Below are 15,369 nucleotides of genomic sequence, written 5' to 3' on the forward strand. Positions count from 1 at the left end.
CGTCAGGATCCCACCGGCTCGACCACACCGGGCACCCCGCCGCGGGCGCACACCGCCGCACCCACCGGTGCCACCGGGAGGTCGCGGGGCACCAGCTGCACCCGCTCGGGGACGGCGAGGCTCTGCAGGAACGCCGACCCCGCGGCCTGGCGCCCGGCGGCGGCCACCACCGCGTCCAGCAGCGGCGGGCCGACGTCGGCCACCCCGCCGCCCAGGACGACGTGCTCGACGTCGCAGGTGAGCACGAGCAACCGCACCGCCGTCGCCACGGCGTCGGCGAACCGGTCCCGGACCACGACCGCCCGGCGGTCCCCCGCCGCGGCGGCGGCGAAGAGGTCGGCGGCCGCCGGCCGCGCGGACCGGACGGGCCACGCGAGGTCCAGGGCGGCGCCGGAGGCGTACAGCTCCAGGCAGCCCAGCTGACCGCACGGGCAGCGGTGCCCGGCCGGGTCGTACGGGAGGTGGCCGATCTCGCCGGCGGCGCCGTGCCGCCCGCGCCGGAGCTCGCCGCCGAGCAGCAACCCCGCGGCCACGCCGGTGCCCAGGGCCAGCAGCGCCAGGTCCCCCGGCAGCCCCAGCAGCCGGGCGGCGCCCACGGCCGCGGCGTTCAGGTCGTTCTCCAGGACGACGGGAACCCCGTCCAGGCGGGCGGCGAGCACCGGCGCCAGGTCGACCCCGCGCTCGTGGATCCCCAGGTTGACCGCGTAGGACAGCCGCCCGGTGGCCGGGTCGACCAGCCCCGGCACCCCGGCGCCGACCCCCGCCAGCGCCCGCGGCGCCACGCCGGCATCGGCGCACAGCCGGCGCACCACCTCCTCGGCGGTGTCGACGACGCCGGGCACACCCGGGCGGGTCGGCACCCGCAGGGTCCGCAGCACGTCCCCGTCGGGGCCCAGGAGCACGCCCAGGACCTTCGTCCCCCCGATGTCGAGCCCGACCGAGCAGCTCCGAGCGCCGGACCGGTGCGCGCTCACCCCTTCACCGCCCCGGCCACCAGCCCGGCGCTCATCCGCTTCTGCACGAACAGGAAGAACACGATGACCGGCACGGAGATGAGCGTGGCCCCGGCCATGACGACGCCCCAGTCCGTGGCCCGGTTGGCCTCCACCAGGCCCTGCAGCCACAGCGGGAGGGTCCGCTGGTCGGGATCGGTCATGACCACCAGGGCCAGCGTGTACTCGTTCCAGGCCTGCAGGAACCCGTAGACACCGGCGGCGACGAGGCCGGGCGCCAGCAGCGGGAAGGTGATGCGGAAGAAGGCCCCGGTGCGCGAGAGACCGTCCATCATCGCGGCCTCCTCCAGCTCCAGCGGCACCCCGGCGAGGAAGCCCCGCAGCATCCACACGGTGAACGGCACGATCGCCGCCACGTAGACGATGGTGAGCCCCAGGACCGCGTTCACCAGGCCCCAGCTGTCCAACATCTGGTACTGGGAGATGAACAGTCCCTCGGCCGGGATCATCTGCACCACGAGAACCGTGAGGATGAACGACCGGCGCCCGCGGAAACGGAACCTGCTGATCGCGAGCGCACCCAGGAATGCGAACAGGATGGCGACGACGAGGGTGAGGCCGGTGACCGCCAGCGACACCTTGAAGGCAGCGTAGAAATCAGGGTTCGTCAGCACGTTCCGGAAATTCGACAGGGTGCCCCCGAATGGCAGGAACGACGGCTCGCCGGTACGCATCCGATTCGTCGGCAGGAATGCGCTGTTGACCATCCAGTAGATCGGGAAGACCCACACCAGCGCGACGGCGACGGCGAGCAGGCCGAGCAGCCGCCGCCCCGTCCCGCCGCCGCGGGTGCGCCGCCGGGCGGGTGCGGGGGCACCCGTGTGCGCGGGGCTCACACCTCCTCCTTCAGCATCCGGCGGATGTAGAAGACCGTGAGCACGAAGGTGATGACCAGCATGATCGTGGCCATGGCTCCGGCCATCGAGAACTCCTTCGCCAGCGAGTAGATGTAGGTGCCGAGCAGGTGGGTCTCCCGGGTCGGTGCCCCGGCCCGCTGCAGGACGTGGATCTGGGTGAAGACCCGCAGGTCCCAGATCACCTGGAGCAGGGCGACGACGAGCAGCACGGGCGCCACCATGGGCAGCGAGAGGTGGCGCAGCCGCTGCCAGGCGTTGGCGCCGTCGAGCTGCGCGGCCTCCACGCACTCCTCGGGCACCTGCAGCAGCCCGGCGTAGACGGTGAACACCACGAAGGGCACCGACATCCAGACGACGATGACGGTCGCCACGAGGTAGAACGAGGCCGGCTCGATGATCCAGGAGTGGTGGCGCATCCCGGCCATGCCCAGCGGCTCGGCGAGCAACCAGTTGATCACCCCGTACTGCGAGTCGAACAGCCACTGCCAGACCGTCATGGTGGCGAGCACCGGCGTCCCCCAGGCCAGCAGCAACCCGACCTGGAGAGTGATGCGGGGTCCGCGGCCCACCCGGGTCAGGAGGACCGCCAGGGCGATGCCGACCAGCATCGTCAGCGCCGCGTTGACCAGGCAGAACAGCACGGACCGCCCGATCACGCCCCAGACGTAGGGGTCCGACAGCAGCTCCGTGTAGTTGCGCAGCCCCACCCACTCGGCCGGCCGGCCGAACTGCTGGGCCAGCCCGTACTCCTGGAACGAGAGCACGAACTGCCGCACCAGCGGGTATCCGAGGCCGACCGCGACGGGGACCAGCGCGGGCACCAGGAGCAGGTAGGGCCCCAGGCGGGAGCGCAGCGACCGGCGCCGCCGCGGGCCGGGCGCGGCCGCCGGAGCCGGGTGGACCGGTGGGACGGCGGCGCGCGGCGGTGCCGGCGGGAGCACCGCCGCGGGGGACGTGCGGGATGTGGACACGGTTCCTCCGGGGCGTGGGAGCGGGGGCGCGGCCGCCGCGGTCGGCGGGCGGTCGGGCCCCCGCCCCGGATCACAGGGTCAGGCGAGCGTGTCCGTGATCAGCTGGTCGGCCCGCGCCGCCGCCTCCGCCGGATCGGCACCGGAGGCGATCTGCTGGAAGAAGTCCTCCAGGATGCGGTTGGCCTCCACGTCGGCCCACTTCTCCGCCGGCGGGGTCAGCTTGGCGTCGAGGGCGGCAGCGAGCGCCGCCTCGGCGTAGACGTCGTCGCCGAGGGCGTCGGCGTACTCGCTGTTGCCCGGGATCAGGCCGTTCTCGGCGAGCATCGTCTGGTACTCCTCGCTGAAGATGATCCGCAGCAGGTCGCGGGCCGCCTCCTGGTTCCCCGACTTCGCCGGGATGGCGATGTTGGAACCACCGGCGAAGACAGTGGCCGGCTCCCCCGCCGTCGGCCCGGGGAGCGGGAAGATCCCGGTCTTCTCCTCGTTGCAGGCCTGCTGCTCGGCGAGCGCGGCCTGGGCCGCCTCCGACTCGTCGTCGGGGTCGACGCCCTGGTTGCACTCGGGCAGGTCGATGCTCCAGCGGGCCCACGTCGGGGCGGAGAACATCGCCGCCTCGCCGTTGTTGAACGGCACCCAGGGCTCGGCCGAGTCGGCGTCGCGCGGGGCGTTCGTCGCGTTCGCGAACAGCTCCTGGACCTGGGCCAGCCCCTCCTGCGACTCGGGGCTGGACAGCGCGCCGACCCACCGGTCGCCGTCCTGCTCGGCGAGGCTCCCGCCGGCGCTGTAGATCCAGGCGATGCCGTTGTACCAGTCCTGGCCGGGGAACCAGAAGCCGGAGAAGTTCGGCGTGCCTGCGGGGTTGGCCTCCTGCAGCGCGACGGCCGCGGCGCCGAACTCCTCGAGGGTCTCCGGCACCTCGACGCCGGCCTGCTGGAAGAGGTCCTTGCGGTAGAACACCGCACGCGCGCCGGAGTAGTACGGCACCGCGTACACGTCGCCGTCCACCGTGCCGGCCTCCACGAAGCCCTCGAGCAGGTCGTCACCGCCCAGCTCGTCGACCAGGTCGCTGATGTCGGAGAAGGCGCCGGCGTGGGTGAAGGTCGGGCTCTGGGTGTTGCCGATCTCCACGACGTCGGGCGTCTGCCCCTCCGAGGACAGCGCCGTCTGCAGGCGCGGCACCAGGCCGCTCCAGTCCTGCTCCTCGATGACCAGCGTCATGCCCTCGTGCTCGGCCTCGAACGTCTCGACCAGGTAGTCGCGCAGCTCCTGGGGGGTGTCGGAGCCGGCCAGCCACAGCCGGATCTCCTCCGAGCTCCCCGCCTCGGCCTCGTTCCCACCGCCGCAGGCGGTCAGCGCCAGCAGCAGGCCGACGCTCGCGGCGGCGAGCCCGCTCGTGCGTACCCTCGTCATGTTGGGGTTCCTTCCTGGTGCACAGGCGGTGCCGGACAGCGCCGCCACAGGGGTGTGGTCCTCCGACTTGCAACTGGCCGGCTCGGGGTCGTCACGTGACCCCGAGCTGGCCGGACAGCACGAGGACCGCGGCCCCGGACAGGGCCCCGTCCTCGCCGAGCGAGGTCATCCGCAGCTGCAGGGAGCTGCTGACGACGGGCATGGTGCGTTCGTGAAGGGTGGCGAGCGCCGCTTCGCGCAACGGGCCGTCGAGGAGTTCGCGGGGTCCGCTGAGCACCACCTCGGACAGGTTCAGCGCGCTGACCACCGGGGCCAGGACGATGCCCAGGCGCCGCCCCACGGCGCCGAGGGCCACCGCCGCGCCCGGGGCGTCCAGGCCCTCGATCCGCCGGCGCAGCGCCGGTACCGAGAGCACCGTCTCCAGGCAGCCGCGGCGCCCGCACGCGCACGGGAGCGGGCGGCCGAGCGGAGCGCCGTCGATGTCGTCGCGCTCGTCGACGGCGGTGACGTGGCCGATCTCCCCCGCCGCGTGCTCGTGGCCCTGCACCAGGCCGCCGTCGAGCACGATCCCGGCCCCGACACCGCCCCCGACGGTGAGCACCAGCAGCCCGCCGCCGGAGGCGCCGCCGTAGGTGAACTCGCCGAGGGCCGCGGTGTTGGCGTCGTTGGCGACGTGCACGGGGACACCGAGGTCGGCGCCGAGCCGATCAGCCAGCGGCAGGTCGTACCACTCGCGGTTGGGCGCCTGCAGCACCCGGCCGGAGGGGTCGATGACGCCCGGCGAGCCGACGCCGACCCCGAGCACGGGGCGGGTGGCGACCGCCACGAGGTCGCGGCACAGCGAGGTCAGCGCCGCCACGGCCGCCGCCCCGGTCCGCCCCTCGACCCGGGTCGTGCGGCGCTGCAGCAGTGCGCCGGAGAGGTCGAGCACCGCGCCGTGCATCCGCTCGTCGTCGGCCAGGTCGACGGCGACGATCTGGAACGCGTCGGTGCGGACCCCCAGCAGCGTGCCGGGCTTGCCCGGGCGCCCCTCCGCCCGGGCGCCGAGCTCGGCCACCAGGCCCTCGGCCATCAGGGAGGCGACGAGGTCGGAGATGGTGACCCGGGTCAGCCCGGTGGCCCGCGCCAGGTCGGCCCGTGAGCCGGGCCCGGCGTGGAACAGGTGCTGCAGCACCATGGAGCGGTTGTGCGCACGCGCGTGTTCCGGAAGGACCTTCGCGGTCGCCCGCCGCAGGCGCCCCTGGCGCGTCGTGTCCCGCATCACACTCACGTTTGTTAGGAGACCGTCCTTACATTCCTATGTCAAGGGCTGGCGCCGCCGTGACCGGACCGTGACCTGCGCCGATCACTACAGCCCCGCCGCGCCCCGTCCGATGGAGAACGGGTGCGACGACGACCGCCCGCCCTGGCCCTGACCGCCCTGACCGCCCTGACCGTCAGCGCCCTGCTCGGCACCTCGGCCTGCGCCACCGCCGACCGGAGCACCGAGGCGGCGACCGGGGTGGCGTGCCCGGCCGCGGAGCTGACCCGGCCGGACGCCGGGGACGGGGTCTACCTGGGGGTGAACCTCGACTGGGGCGCCGCGACGCTGGCCGAGCACGGCACCGCCCTCGGCTCGCGCCCCGCCGTCGCCGTCTCGTTCACCGGCTTCCCCTTCTCCGCCGCCGACGAGCGCAACCTCGACGCCGCCGTCGAGCAGGTGCGGGACGGCGGCGGCCTGCTGCTGCTCACCCTCGAGCCGCACGCCGGCCTGGCCGCGGTCACCGACGGCGTGACCGCGGACCTGGCCGAGCGGCTGGCCGGCTACAACGGCCGCGGGGTGCCCGTCGTGGTCCGGTTCGCCCACGAGATGAACGGCTCCTGGTATGCCTGGGGGCAGCAGCCGGCGGCCTACGTCGAGGCGTTCCGGCGGCTCGCCGCCGCCGTCCACGCCGGGGCTCCGGGGTCGGCGGTCATGTGGGCGCCCAACTACGGCGGCGGCTACCCGTTCACCGGGGGCGCCCACGCCGCCACGCCCGATGACGTCGCGGCGCTGGACACCGACGGCGACGGCGTGCTGTCGGCGGCCGACGACCCCTACGCCCCGTACTGGCCGGGCGAGGACGCCGTGGACTGGGTGGGGATGTCGCTCTACCACTGGGGCGACGCCCACCCGTGGGGCGAGAACGAGGTGCCCGAGCCGGGCAAGTTCCTCGCCCAGCTGACCGGCACCTACGTCGGCCGGGGCGGCGACGACCGGGGGCTACCGGACTTCCACGCCGACTACGGCGAGCGGTACGGGAAGCCGGTGGCCGTGCCCGAGACGGCGGCCTTCTTCGCCCCGGGCGGCGGCGGCGCCGACGAGCTGGCCGTCAAGCAGGCCTGGTGGCGGCAGCTGTTCGATCCGCAGCTGGCCGAGCAGCTGCCCCGGCTGGCGATGGTGAACTGGTTCGAGTGGGCCAAGGACGAGCCGGAGGTCGGCGGCCGGGTGGACTGGCGGGCGACCGGCTCGCCGCGGATCCGCGACGCCTTCCGCGCCGACCTCCCGGACCGGGCCCTGGATGCCGGCGACGTCCCCCGCTGCGGCGGCTGATCCGGCAGCCGGCAGCACCGCCCGCCGCGCGCGCAGCATCCCGCAGACGACGAGGGCGCAGCACAGCCCGACGCCGGCCGACAGCCACACCATGGGCTGGTCGAGGCACCAGCCGTAGCCGGTCCACGAGGCGCACGCCCCGGAGCCGAGCCACCACCGCGCGGGCGAGAGGCCGGAGAGGTCCTGGGTGCGGTCGCGCAGGAGGCTGAGCGGCTGGGGCAGCGCGGCCGCCGCGCCCACCGCGGAGGCGACCCCGCCGAGCAGCGCCGTGGCCGCCGCCGGATCGGCGCCGAGCAGCACGGTGCCGGCCAGCCCCCCGCCGGCCAGGGCGGCGAGGACGGCGGCGCCGGACGCGGTGCGCGCCAGCGCCCGCCCCGCCCGCAGCCGCGGCTGGGTGACCAGCAGCGCCGCGAGGACCGCGGTGTTGCCGGCGCCGACGACGGCGTTGGACAGGATCTGCACGCGGTCGCCGGTGAGCAGGCCGAACGACAGCCAGCAGAGGTTGAGCGCGACGGCGAGCCAGGCGCTGGTGGGTGAGAGGCCGAGGGTGCGACGGTGCCGGCAGGAGAGCCAGACCTGGGGCCAGACGACGGCGATGCTGAGGGTGGCCGCGAGGATGCCGAGAGCGGCGGACATGGTGGAGCGGGAATCCGTTCGGAGTCGGTGCGAGAAGGTGGCCACCGGCGAGGAGCTGCGCGGGACCCGGCTCGGGGGCGCTCGTCGGTGAGCGGCATCGGCGGGGGCGGGAGGTGGCCGGAGACATCATCGGCGTTATGCATTCGTGACCCGACCGTGACCGGCCGGTTGCCTTCTGTGACCCTCGTCGCCCCGCCGTCGTCCTCCCGCGCCGCGCGACGGGTTCCGGCTCCCTAGGCTGGGCGGCCGTGACGACGCCGACCGAGACCGTCCGCGCCGCCGCCGGTTACCTGCGGTCGTGGCTGGACGCCCAGGCGCGGCACCGGCGGGTGCCCGGTGTGCAGGCGGCCGTCCGCCACGGCGGCGAACTGGTGCTGTCGGCAGCGGTCGGGGTCGCCGACGTCTCCACCGGCGCACCGCTGACCCCGGCACACCTGTTCCGCATCGCCTCCCACTCCAAGACGTTCACCGCGACCCTCGTGCTGCAGCTGGTCGAAGCCGGGCGACTGCGGCTCGACGACCCGATCGGCACGCACGTGCCGGAGCTGGCGGCAGCCGGCTCGCCGGTCGCCCGGGCGACCGTCCGCGAGTTGCTCGGGCACCAGGCCGGGATCACGCGGGACGGCGCCGACGCCGACTTCTGGCAGCTGGAGCAGCCCTTCCCGGACCGGGCAGGGGTGATCGGCGCGGCGTTGCGGGCCGGCCCGGTGCACCGGCGCAACGAGCACTTCAAGTACTCCAACATCGGGTACGCGCTCGTGGGCCTGGCGATCGAGGCCGTCACCGGGACCTCCTACGCCGACGCCGTCCGCACCCGGATCGTGGAGCCGCTCGGCCTGACCCGGACCGGGACCGACCTCGACGCGGCGCGGACCGGTGAGTACGTCAGCGGGCACACCGGGCTGCTCCTGGGTGAGGACGTCCGCGAGCCCCTCGGCCCCGCCGGCACAGGCGCCATGGCGGCGGCGACCGGGTTCTACTCGACGGCCGAGGACCTCGCCCTCTTCGGGGCGGCGCACGTGCTCGGCGACGAGCGACTGCTGACCGACGACTCGAAGCGGCTGATGCAGCGCCTGGAGTCGGTGGTCACCGCCTACGGGACCGAGGTGGGCCGGTACGGCGTCGGGATGGTGCTGACCACTGTGGGCGAGCGGCGCCTCGTCGGGCACAGCGGCGGCTTCCCCGGGCAGATCACCGTGACCTTCGTCGACCCGGCCGACGGGCTGGTCGTCAGCGTGCTGACGAACGCGATCGACGGACCGGCCGAGGAGCTGGCGACCGGGCTGGTGAAGCTGGTGGACGTCGCACTGCGCCCGCGGGCGACGGTGCCCGCACCGCCGCCCGGCGCCCCGCCGCCGTCGTCGTTCACCGGCCGGTTCGCCGGCCTCTGGGGAGTGCTCGACGTCGCCGAGCTCGGGGGCCGGCTGGTGCTCGTCCGGCCGACGTCCGCCGACCCCCTGCCGGGGGTCGAGGAGCTGGAGATCGTCGACGCCGACACCCTGCGGGTCGCCGCGCAGCCGGGTTTCGGCGCGGCCGGTGAGCTCGTCCCGCTGGAGCGGGACGCCGACGGCCGGGTGGTGTCGCTGCGGCTCGGCGGGGTGACGAACCGGCCGGTCGAGGAGTTCCGCCGCCGTCGCTCCGCCATGACCGGCCCGGCGTCGGGACCCTAGGCGCTGAGCCCGGAGAACGTCGGCATCGCCTCCTCGCCGTCCCAGGTCACGCGGAAGGTGAAGGCCTCCTCCAGCGCCTCGCGGTACTGCTCGGCCTCGGCCTCGGTGATCTCACCGGCGGCCAGGACGTCGTCGACGGCCGGGCTCCACGACTCCACGAGCGCGTCGATCAGCTCCTGCGGGTCGACGCCGATGTCCTCGGCGACGGCGGCCAGGTTCTGCTCCTGCTCCTCCATCCGCACGTGCAGCTCGTCGTGGCTGATCGCCAGCACCTCGTCGAGCACGTCCTGCACGGGCTGGTGACCGCGGTGCAGGTCGAGGCTCCCGTCGCCGTAGGCCTCCTGGACCAGCGCGATGAGCTCGGCCTCCGTCGTCACGGAGTCGACGTCGACACCGCCCGGGCCACCACCGCCGCCGGGGCCGCCGCCGGCGAAGCCACTGCCGGCGGCTTCCTCGGCCGCGACGGAGGTGCTGGTCTCCGAGCTGGTCGCGGTGCCGGTGCTGCCGCACGCGGCGGCGATCGGGACGACGGTGGCGAGGAGGAGGGTGGCGATCGTCCTGCGGAGCTTCATCGTGGACTTCTCTCGGGTCGGGGAGCCGGTCGTGTACCAGGTTCGACGGCGGAACTCGACCACCCCTGGACGTCCGCTGGGAATGCGCTGGGAGAGGGTCCCGTTACGTTCCGCGACGTCTCCCAGCCGGTTCCGGGGCAGTTCCCAGCTTCGTCTCCGAGCCTCTGGGTCATGGCCCGCCCCCTCCGCCGCCGCACCCTCGCCGCGGCCGCCGCCCTCACCGGCGGCTCCGTGCTCCTGCTGCCCTCGACCGCCTCCGCGCACAGCCTGGACAGCAGCACGCTGTCCGTGCGGGTCGGGGAGGACCGGGCGGACGCCACGATCAGCATCGCGCTGGAGACCCTCGACGACGCGCTGGGCGCCGACCACGCGGCCGCGACCGACGCCGGCTCCTACGCCGACGTGCTCACCTACCTCGACGAGCACCTGGCCGTGACCGGCACCGACGGCACCGAGTGGTCCGAGACCTACGCCGAGCCGGTTCGGGAGACGGTCGAGGGCATCGACTCGATCAGCGTGGACGTCGCCCTCGACCCCGGGGCGGCCGATCCGTCGAGCTTCACGCTGGCCTACGACGCCGTCATCGAGACCGACAGCACCCACGAGGCCGTCGTCGTCCTGACCGACGCCGCCGGCGAGGTCTCCACCGCGGGGGTGCTCGACGCCACCGACGGCACACTGCAGGTCGGGCAGACGGCCGCGACCGGGCTGGCCGACATGGTGGGCTACGGCCTGCACCACGTGCTCGAGGGCGCCGACCACCTGCTGTTCCTGATCACCCTGCTGCTGGTCGCCCCCCTGGTCGCGGGAGGGGGCCGGTGGCGGCGGGCGGACGGCCTGCTGCCCACCGTTCGCCGGGTCGTGGGTGTCGTCACCGCCTTCACCGTCGGGCACTCGCTCACGCTCGTCGCGTCGGCCCTGGGCTGGGTGTCGCTGCCGAGCACACCGGTGGAGGTGCTGATCGCGGTGTCGGTGGGTGTTGCCGCGGTCCACGCGATGCGCCCGCTGGCCCGTCACGGCGAGACCGTCATCGCCGGGCTCTTCGGCCTCGTGCACGGCCTGGCCTTCGCGGGCATCCTCACCGACCTGGGCCTGGAGGGCTCGACCTCGGTGCTCGCCCTGCTGGCGTTCAACGTGGGTGTGGAGCTGGCGCAGCTGCTCACCGTGGCCCTGCTGTTCCCCTCCCTCCACCTCGCCTCGCGCACCCGGTTCTACGGCGGGCTCCGGATCGCCGGCGCCGCCGTCGCGCTGACCGCGGCGGCCGGCTGGGCGCTCGACCGCCTCGGCGTCCTCACCAACCCGCTCTCCGGGGCCGAGGAGTCCGTCATCGCCCACCCGTGGTGGGTGGTCGCCGGGCTGGCCGCGGTGGCCGGGGGCTGCTGGCTGGCCGACCACCGCTCCCCCGCTCCGCGCGCCGCAGCCGAGGTGCCGGTGACCGCCGGCTCGCCTGCCCCGCGGGCGTGACGCGATCCGTCAGGGAGCCGCGCCGCTGGCCACGGTCGCGGCGGGGCGCGCCGCCCGGCCGGGCAGCAGCTCGGGCGGGGCGTCGTAGGCGCGGTGCACGGTCAGGTCGCGGCCGGTTCCGTACAGCCGCCCCTCGTAGGCCTTGACCGCCGCGACCAGGACGATGCTGACCACGACCAGCAGCGACCACGACCCCAGCTTGGCGGCGTGGACCAGGGTCCAGACCGACTCCTGCGACGGGTACTGCCAGGCCCGCAGGAGGGTGGCCGCGTTCTCGGCGACCCAGAGGAAGAAGCCGATGAGGACGAACGAGAGCGCCAGCGGCATGGCGTAGCGGCGCCGGCCGACGGTGAAGTGCACCCACGTGCGCCACGTGGCGGCGAGCAGGGCCACGGCCAGCGGCAACCGCACGTCCCAGATCGCGTGCGAGGTGAAGAAGTTGAGGTAGACGAGGGCAGCCACGGCCGCCGTCGTGCGGGCCCGGTAGTTGGTGATCCGCAGCTCGAACCGGCGCCAGGCCTGGCAGATGTAGCTGCCGACGGCGGCGTACATGAAGCCGCTGTAGAGCGGCACCCCGCCGATCGTCGCCACGCCGGTGTCGGGGTAGGACCACGACCCCTGGCGCACCTTGTAGAGCTCCAGCGCCAGGCCCACGAGGTGGAACCCGAAGATGACGGCGACCTCCCGGCCGGTCTCCCAGCGCACGAGCCAGAGCACCAGCGTGACGCCGAGCGACCAGATCAGGAGCGCGTCCGCGGGGTCGATCGGCAGCGGCACCAGCCGGACCAACCCCAGCCCGAGGAAGAACAGCACCGCGAACAGGCAGCACTGCGCCTGGACCCAGCCGAACCGGAGCAGCTGCCTCACCCGCGGAAGGCTAGTGAACGACGCCCGCGACCCGGCGCTGCACCGCCGCCCCGGCGAGGGCCAGGCACAACGTCAGCACGGGCCCCAGCACGACGCCCACGTGCGCGACCGCCCACCACCCCGAGACGGGGTGCTGGTGCCCGGCGTCGCCGACGAGGCCGGCCAGCAGCCAGTGCGCCAGCAGCATGCCGGCCGACAGCACCCCGGCGTGCAGCCATGTCCGGGCCGACGGAGCGAGGACGAGGTGGGTCGCGCACGGAAGGCAGACGGCGGCCATTCCCAGCATCAGCACCAGGTGGGCGTCCGACACGGGCGGAGAACCCGCTGCCGCGATCAGGTGCAGCACGGCGCAGGCACCCATCACGGCGGCCGTCGTGACCCGCAGCGCCCGCCACCAGGCCCGAGTGCTGCCCGCAAAGCGAACACCCTCTTCACATGCCGGTCGCACGGCTGTAACGTACGTCACGCAGTGTTTCTACACTCGTAGAACCAAAACTGGGAGACCCCATGACGGCAACCTCGGCCCCCCCTGCCACGACGCACCCGCTCGCCCAGCTGACCGCCGCGGAGGTCACCGCAGCCCGGGAGGTCCTGGCGCAGGCCGGCCTGGTGGCCGAGTCCACCCGCTTCGTCTACGTGGGCCTGGAGGAGCCGGAGAAGAGCGCCCTCTACGCCGAGGGAGCGGGTACGGACCGCAGGCTCCGCGTCCTGCTGCACGACGTCGAGCGCCCGGCTGCCCGCGACGTCGTCGTCTCGGTCACCCGCCGGGAGATCGTCTCGGACCGGATGCTGGACACGACGGTCGACGGTCAGCTGCCGGTGCTCGACGAGGAGTTCGCCCTCGTCGAGGAGGTGCTCGCGTCCGACGAGCGCTGGCTGGCCGCGCTGGCCGCCCGCGGGCTGGACGTCGCCGACGTGCGCGTCGCTCCGCTGTCCGCCGGGGTCTTCGAGTACCCCGAGGAGGAAGGGCGCCGCATCCTCCGCGGTCTCGCCTTCCGGCAGGACCACCCCGCCGACCACCCGTGGGCGCACCCGATCGACGGCCTCGTCGGCTACGTCGACGTCATGAACAAGACGGTCGACCAGGTGATCGACCTCGGTCCGGTGCCCATCCCCGAGGAGTCGGGGAACTTCGACGACCCGGCGGTCACCGGGCCGATGCGGACCACCCTGAAGCCCATCGAGATCACGCAGCCCGAGGGCCCGAGCTTCACCCTCGACGGCAACCTGCTCACCTGGGAGGGCTGGCAGCTGCGGGTCGGGTTCGACGCCCGCGAGGGGCTCACCCTGCACCAGATCGGCTTCCTCGACGCCGGCCGGCTGCGGCCGATCATCCACCGCGCGTCCATCGCCGAGATGGTCGTGCCCTACGCCGACCCCTCCCCGATCCGCTCCTGGCAGAACTACTTCGACACCGGCGAGTACCTCGTCGGCCGCTACGCCAACGCCCTCGAGCTCGGCTGCGACTGCCTCGGCGACATCACCTACATGGACGCCGTCATCGCCGACGAGCGCGGCAACCCGCAGGTGCTGCGCAACGCGATCTGCATGCACGAAGAGGACTTCGGCGTCCTCTGGAAGCACACCGACCTGTGGGCCGGCTCCGCCGAGACCCGCCGGCAGCGCCGCATGGTGATCAGCTTCTTCACCACCATCGGCAACTACGACTACGGCTTCTACTGGTACCTGTACCTCGACGGCACGATCGGCTTCGAGGTCAAGGCCACCGGGGTCGTGTTCACCTCGGCCTACCCGGGCGCCGGCTACCCGTACGCCTCGCAGCTCGCCCCCGGGCTGGGTGCGCCGTTCCACCAGCACCTGTTCAGCGCGCGGCTGGACATGATGGTCGACGGCCCGACGAACACCGTCGAGGAGCTGGAGTTCGTCCGCGTCCCGATGGGTCCGGACAACCCCCGCGGCAACGCCTTCGCGCAGCGCCGGACGACGCTGCACCGGGAGTCCGAGGCCCAGCGGATGGCCGACCAGGGCGTGGGCCGCATCTGGCACATCACCAACCCGGACAGCCGCAACCGGGTGGGCGAGCCCGTCGCCTACGCGCTGCTGCCCGAGGGCCGGCCGGCGCTGCTGGCCGACCCCGGCAGCTCCATCCACCGGCGGGCGACCTTCGCCACCAAGCACCTGTGGGTCACCCGCTACGACCCCGCGGAGCGCTACGCCGCCGGCGACTTCGTCAACCAGCACAAGGGCGGCGCCGGGCTGCCGGCATACGTCGCGGCCGACCGCGAGCTGGAGGCGACCGACCTCGTCGTCTGGCACACCTTCGGCCTGACCCACGTCCCGCGGCCCGAAGACTGGCCGGTGATGCCGGTCGACTACACCGGCTTCACGCTCAAGCCGGTCGGGTTCTTCGACCGGAACCCCACGCTCGACGTCCCGCCGAACGCCAGCGCGCACTGCCGGTCGCGGCCGGCGGGGTCGGCGAACGGCACTGCGGGCGGTGCCGGGGCGGACGGCTGCTGCCATGGGTGAGGTCGCCGACGGGGACACTGGGGTCTCCGACGACGAACGGGAGCCCCGTGCCGAAGCTGGTGGACCGCGAGCAGCGACGTCAGGAGATCCTCGAGGTGACCTGGCGGCTGATGGCCTCGCGCGGGGCGGATGCGGCCACCATGCGGGAGATCGCCCGCGCGGCCGGTTACGCCAACGGTGCCCTGGCGCCGTACTTCGCCAGCAAGGACGAGCTCGTCGAGGCGGCCTACGTCTTCGTCTTCGACCGGACGAACGAGCGCATCCGGGCGGCCGTCGCGGGCAAGCGCGGGCTGGCCGCGCTGCGGGCGTTCCTGGTGGAGGTCCTCCCCGCCACCGAGCTCACCCGGCTCGAGGCGCGGATCGTGCTCCCTTTCTGGAGCCGGACGGTCACCGACGAGCGACTCGCCCGGCTCAACGACGAGGCCATGCGGCGGTGGCGGCATGACCTCGCGGGCCTCGTCGCCCAGGCGCGTGCCGACGGTGACGTCGTCGTCGACACGGCCGACGACGTCGTGGTGGAGCAGCTGCTCGCCCTCGCGCTCGGCCTCCAGGTCCTCGCGCTGCTGCCCGACGCGCCGACGACGCCCGAGCTCCAGCTGGCGATGCTCGACGCCACCCTGGCCGCGCTCGCTCGCTGACCGAGCACCTCCTCCCGCGGCCTCCCGGCCGCCACGCGGCGCGTCGCACCACCCGCTAGCCGGGCACCGGGCGCGCAGCGACCACCGCCGCGCACCGGACGGCCGCCCCGCACCCCCTCGGCGCGGCGCTCCCCCCGCACTGCCCTCCGGAGGCGGATCCCTCCCGACGGCGGCGCGTGTCCCGACCGGCAGGTGGCGCCCGCACCCGG

General features: G+C 74.1%; 13 protein-coding genes and 1 pseudogene. 5 read left to right on the forward strand and 9 right to left on the reverse strand.

Annotation, left to right across the window (positions count from 1 at the left end; all coding sequences use genetic code 11):
* Positions 1-2: 2 nt before the first annotated feature.
* The 5 genes from ACI799_RS03075 to ACI799_RS03095 all read right to left on the reverse strand — a co-directional run bounded on the left by ACI799_RS03075 (position 3) and on the right by ACI799_RS03095 (position 5,428).
* Complete coding sequence (locus tag ACI799_RS03075) at positions 3-974, reverse strand: ROK family protein (protein WP_456598744.1); 972 nt, start codon at positions 972-974, stop codon at positions 3-5.
* On the reverse strand, positions 971-1,849 hold the full coding sequence (locus ACI799_RS03080) for a carbohydrate ABC transporter permease (RefSeq protein WP_456612425.1): 879 nt from the start codon (positions 1,847-1,849) through the stop codon (positions 971-973). The genes ACI799_RS03075 and ACI799_RS03080 overlap by 4 nt, the downstream gene beginning before the upstream one ends.
* Positions 1,846-2,841 (reverse strand): carbohydrate ABC transporter permease, encoded by a 996-nt coding sequence (locus ACI799_RS03085; protein WP_456612426.1) that lies wholly within the window; start codon positions 2,839-2,841, stop codon positions 1,846-1,848. The genes ACI799_RS03080 and ACI799_RS03085 overlap by 4 nt, the downstream gene beginning before the upstream one ends.
* A gap of 78 nt (positions 2,842-2,919) precedes the next feature.
* Entirely contained in the window at positions 2,920-4,251 is a 1,332-nt protein-coding gene (locus ACI799_RS03090) for an extracellular solute-binding protein (protein WP_456589397.1), read from the reverse strand.
* Between the two features lie 91 nt (positions 4,252-4,342).
* A complete protein-coding gene (locus ACI799_RS03095; RefSeq protein WP_456612427.1) occupies positions 4,343-5,428 on the reverse strand; it encodes an ROK family transcriptional regulator in 1,086 nt (361 codons plus the stop codon).
* A 207-nt stretch (positions 5,429-5,635) separates the two neighbouring features.
* Between ACI799_RS03095 and ACI799_RS03100 the strand changes: the two genes are divergently transcribed.
* Complete coding sequence (locus ACI799_RS03100) at positions 5,636-6,823, forward strand: glycoside hydrolase family 26 protein (protein WP_456612428.1); 1,188 nt, start codon at positions 5,636-5,638, stop codon at positions 6,821-6,823.
* 93 nt (positions 6,824-6,916) lie between these two features.
* Here ACI799_RS03100 and ACI799_RS03105 read toward each other — a convergent pair.
* Positions 6,917-7,459, reverse strand: a pseudogene (locus tag ACI799_RS03105) (SemiSWEET transporter); the annotation flags it as partial.
* 248 nt (positions 7,460-7,707) lie between these two features.
* On the opposite strand from ACI799_RS03105, the gene ACI799_RS03110 reads away from it, so the two are divergent.
* Positions 7,708-9,129, forward strand: coding sequence for a serine hydrolase domain-containing protein (locus ACI799_RS03110; RefSeq protein ID WP_456598750.1), 1,422 nt, complete (start codon positions 7,708-7,710; stop codon positions 9,127-9,129).
* Here ACI799_RS03110 and ACI799_RS03115 read toward each other — a convergent pair.
* Positions 9,126-9,701 carry a hypothetical protein gene (locus ACI799_RS03115; RefSeq protein WP_456589393.1) on the reverse strand — a complete coding sequence of 192 codons (576 nt, stop codon included), beginning with the start codon at positions 9,699-9,701 and terminating at the stop codon, positions 9,126-9,128. The two genes, ACI799_RS03110 and ACI799_RS03115, sit on opposite strands and share 4 nt — an antisense overlap.
* Before the next feature lie 171 nt (positions 9,702-9,872).
* On the opposite strand from ACI799_RS03115, the gene ACI799_RS03120 reads away from it, so the two are divergent.
* Positions 9,873-11,165: a HupE/UreJ family protein gene (locus ACI799_RS03120; protein WP_456612429.1), complete on the forward strand. Its 1,293-nt coding sequence runs from the start codon at positions 9,873-9,875 to the stop codon at positions 11,163-11,165.
* A gap of 9 nt (positions 11,166-11,174) precedes the next feature.
* Here the strand turns inward: ACI799_RS03120 and ACI799_RS03125 are convergent, their stop codons facing one another.
* Entirely contained in the window at positions 11,175-12,032 is an 858-nt protein-coding gene (locus tag ACI799_RS03125; RefSeq protein ID WP_456589391.1) for a DUF817 domain-containing protein, read from the reverse strand.
* A gap of 10 nt (positions 12,033-12,042) precedes the next feature.
* Complete coding sequence (locus tag ACI799_RS03130; protein ID WP_456589390.1) at positions 12,043-12,342, reverse strand: hypothetical protein; 300 nt, start codon at positions 12,340-12,342, stop codon at positions 12,043-12,045.
* Between the two features lie 197 nt (positions 12,343-12,539).
* Here ACI799_RS03130 and ACI799_RS03135 point away from each other — a divergent pair, with 197 nt between their 5' ends.
* Together ACI799_RS03135 and ACI799_RS03140 are read left to right on the forward strand one after the other, a co-directional pair.
* A complete protein-coding gene (locus ACI799_RS03135) occupies positions 12,540-14,522 on the forward strand; it encodes a primary-amine oxidase (protein WP_456612430.1) in 1,983 nt (660 codons plus the stop codon).
* Between the two features lie 47 nt (positions 14,523-14,569).
* Positions 14,570-15,160, forward strand: a complete 591-nt coding sequence (locus ACI799_RS03140; RefSeq protein WP_456589388.1) for a TetR/AcrR family transcriptional regulator — start codon at positions 14,570-14,572, stop codon at positions 15,158-15,160.
* The last annotated feature ends 209 nt before the right edge of the window (positions 15,161-15,369 follow it).

Source organism: Blastococcus sp. SYSU DS0753 (assembly GCF_054051175.1).

Coding starts and splice junctions, on each gene's coding strand:
- ACI799_RS03090 (WP_456589397.1), bottom strand. CDS start 4,251: ATGACGAGGGTACGCACGAGCGGGCTCGCCGCCGCGAGCGTCGGCCTG.
- ACI799_RS03095 (WP_456612427.1), bottom strand. CDS start 5,428: ATGGTGCTGCAGCACCTGTTCCACGCCGGGCCCGGCTCACGGGCCGAC.
- ACI799_RS03115 (WP_456589393.1), bottom strand. CDS start 9,701: ATGAAGCTCCGCAGGACGATCGCCACCCTCCTCCTCGCCACCGTCGTC.
- ACI799_RS03120 (WP_456612429.1), top strand. CDS start 9,873: ATGGCCCGCCCCCTCCGCCGCCGCACCCTCGCCGCGGCCGCCGCCCTC.
- ACI799_RS03135 (WP_456612430.1), top strand. CDS start 12,540: ATGACGGCAACCTCGGCCCCCCCTGCCACGACGCACCCGCTCGCCCAG.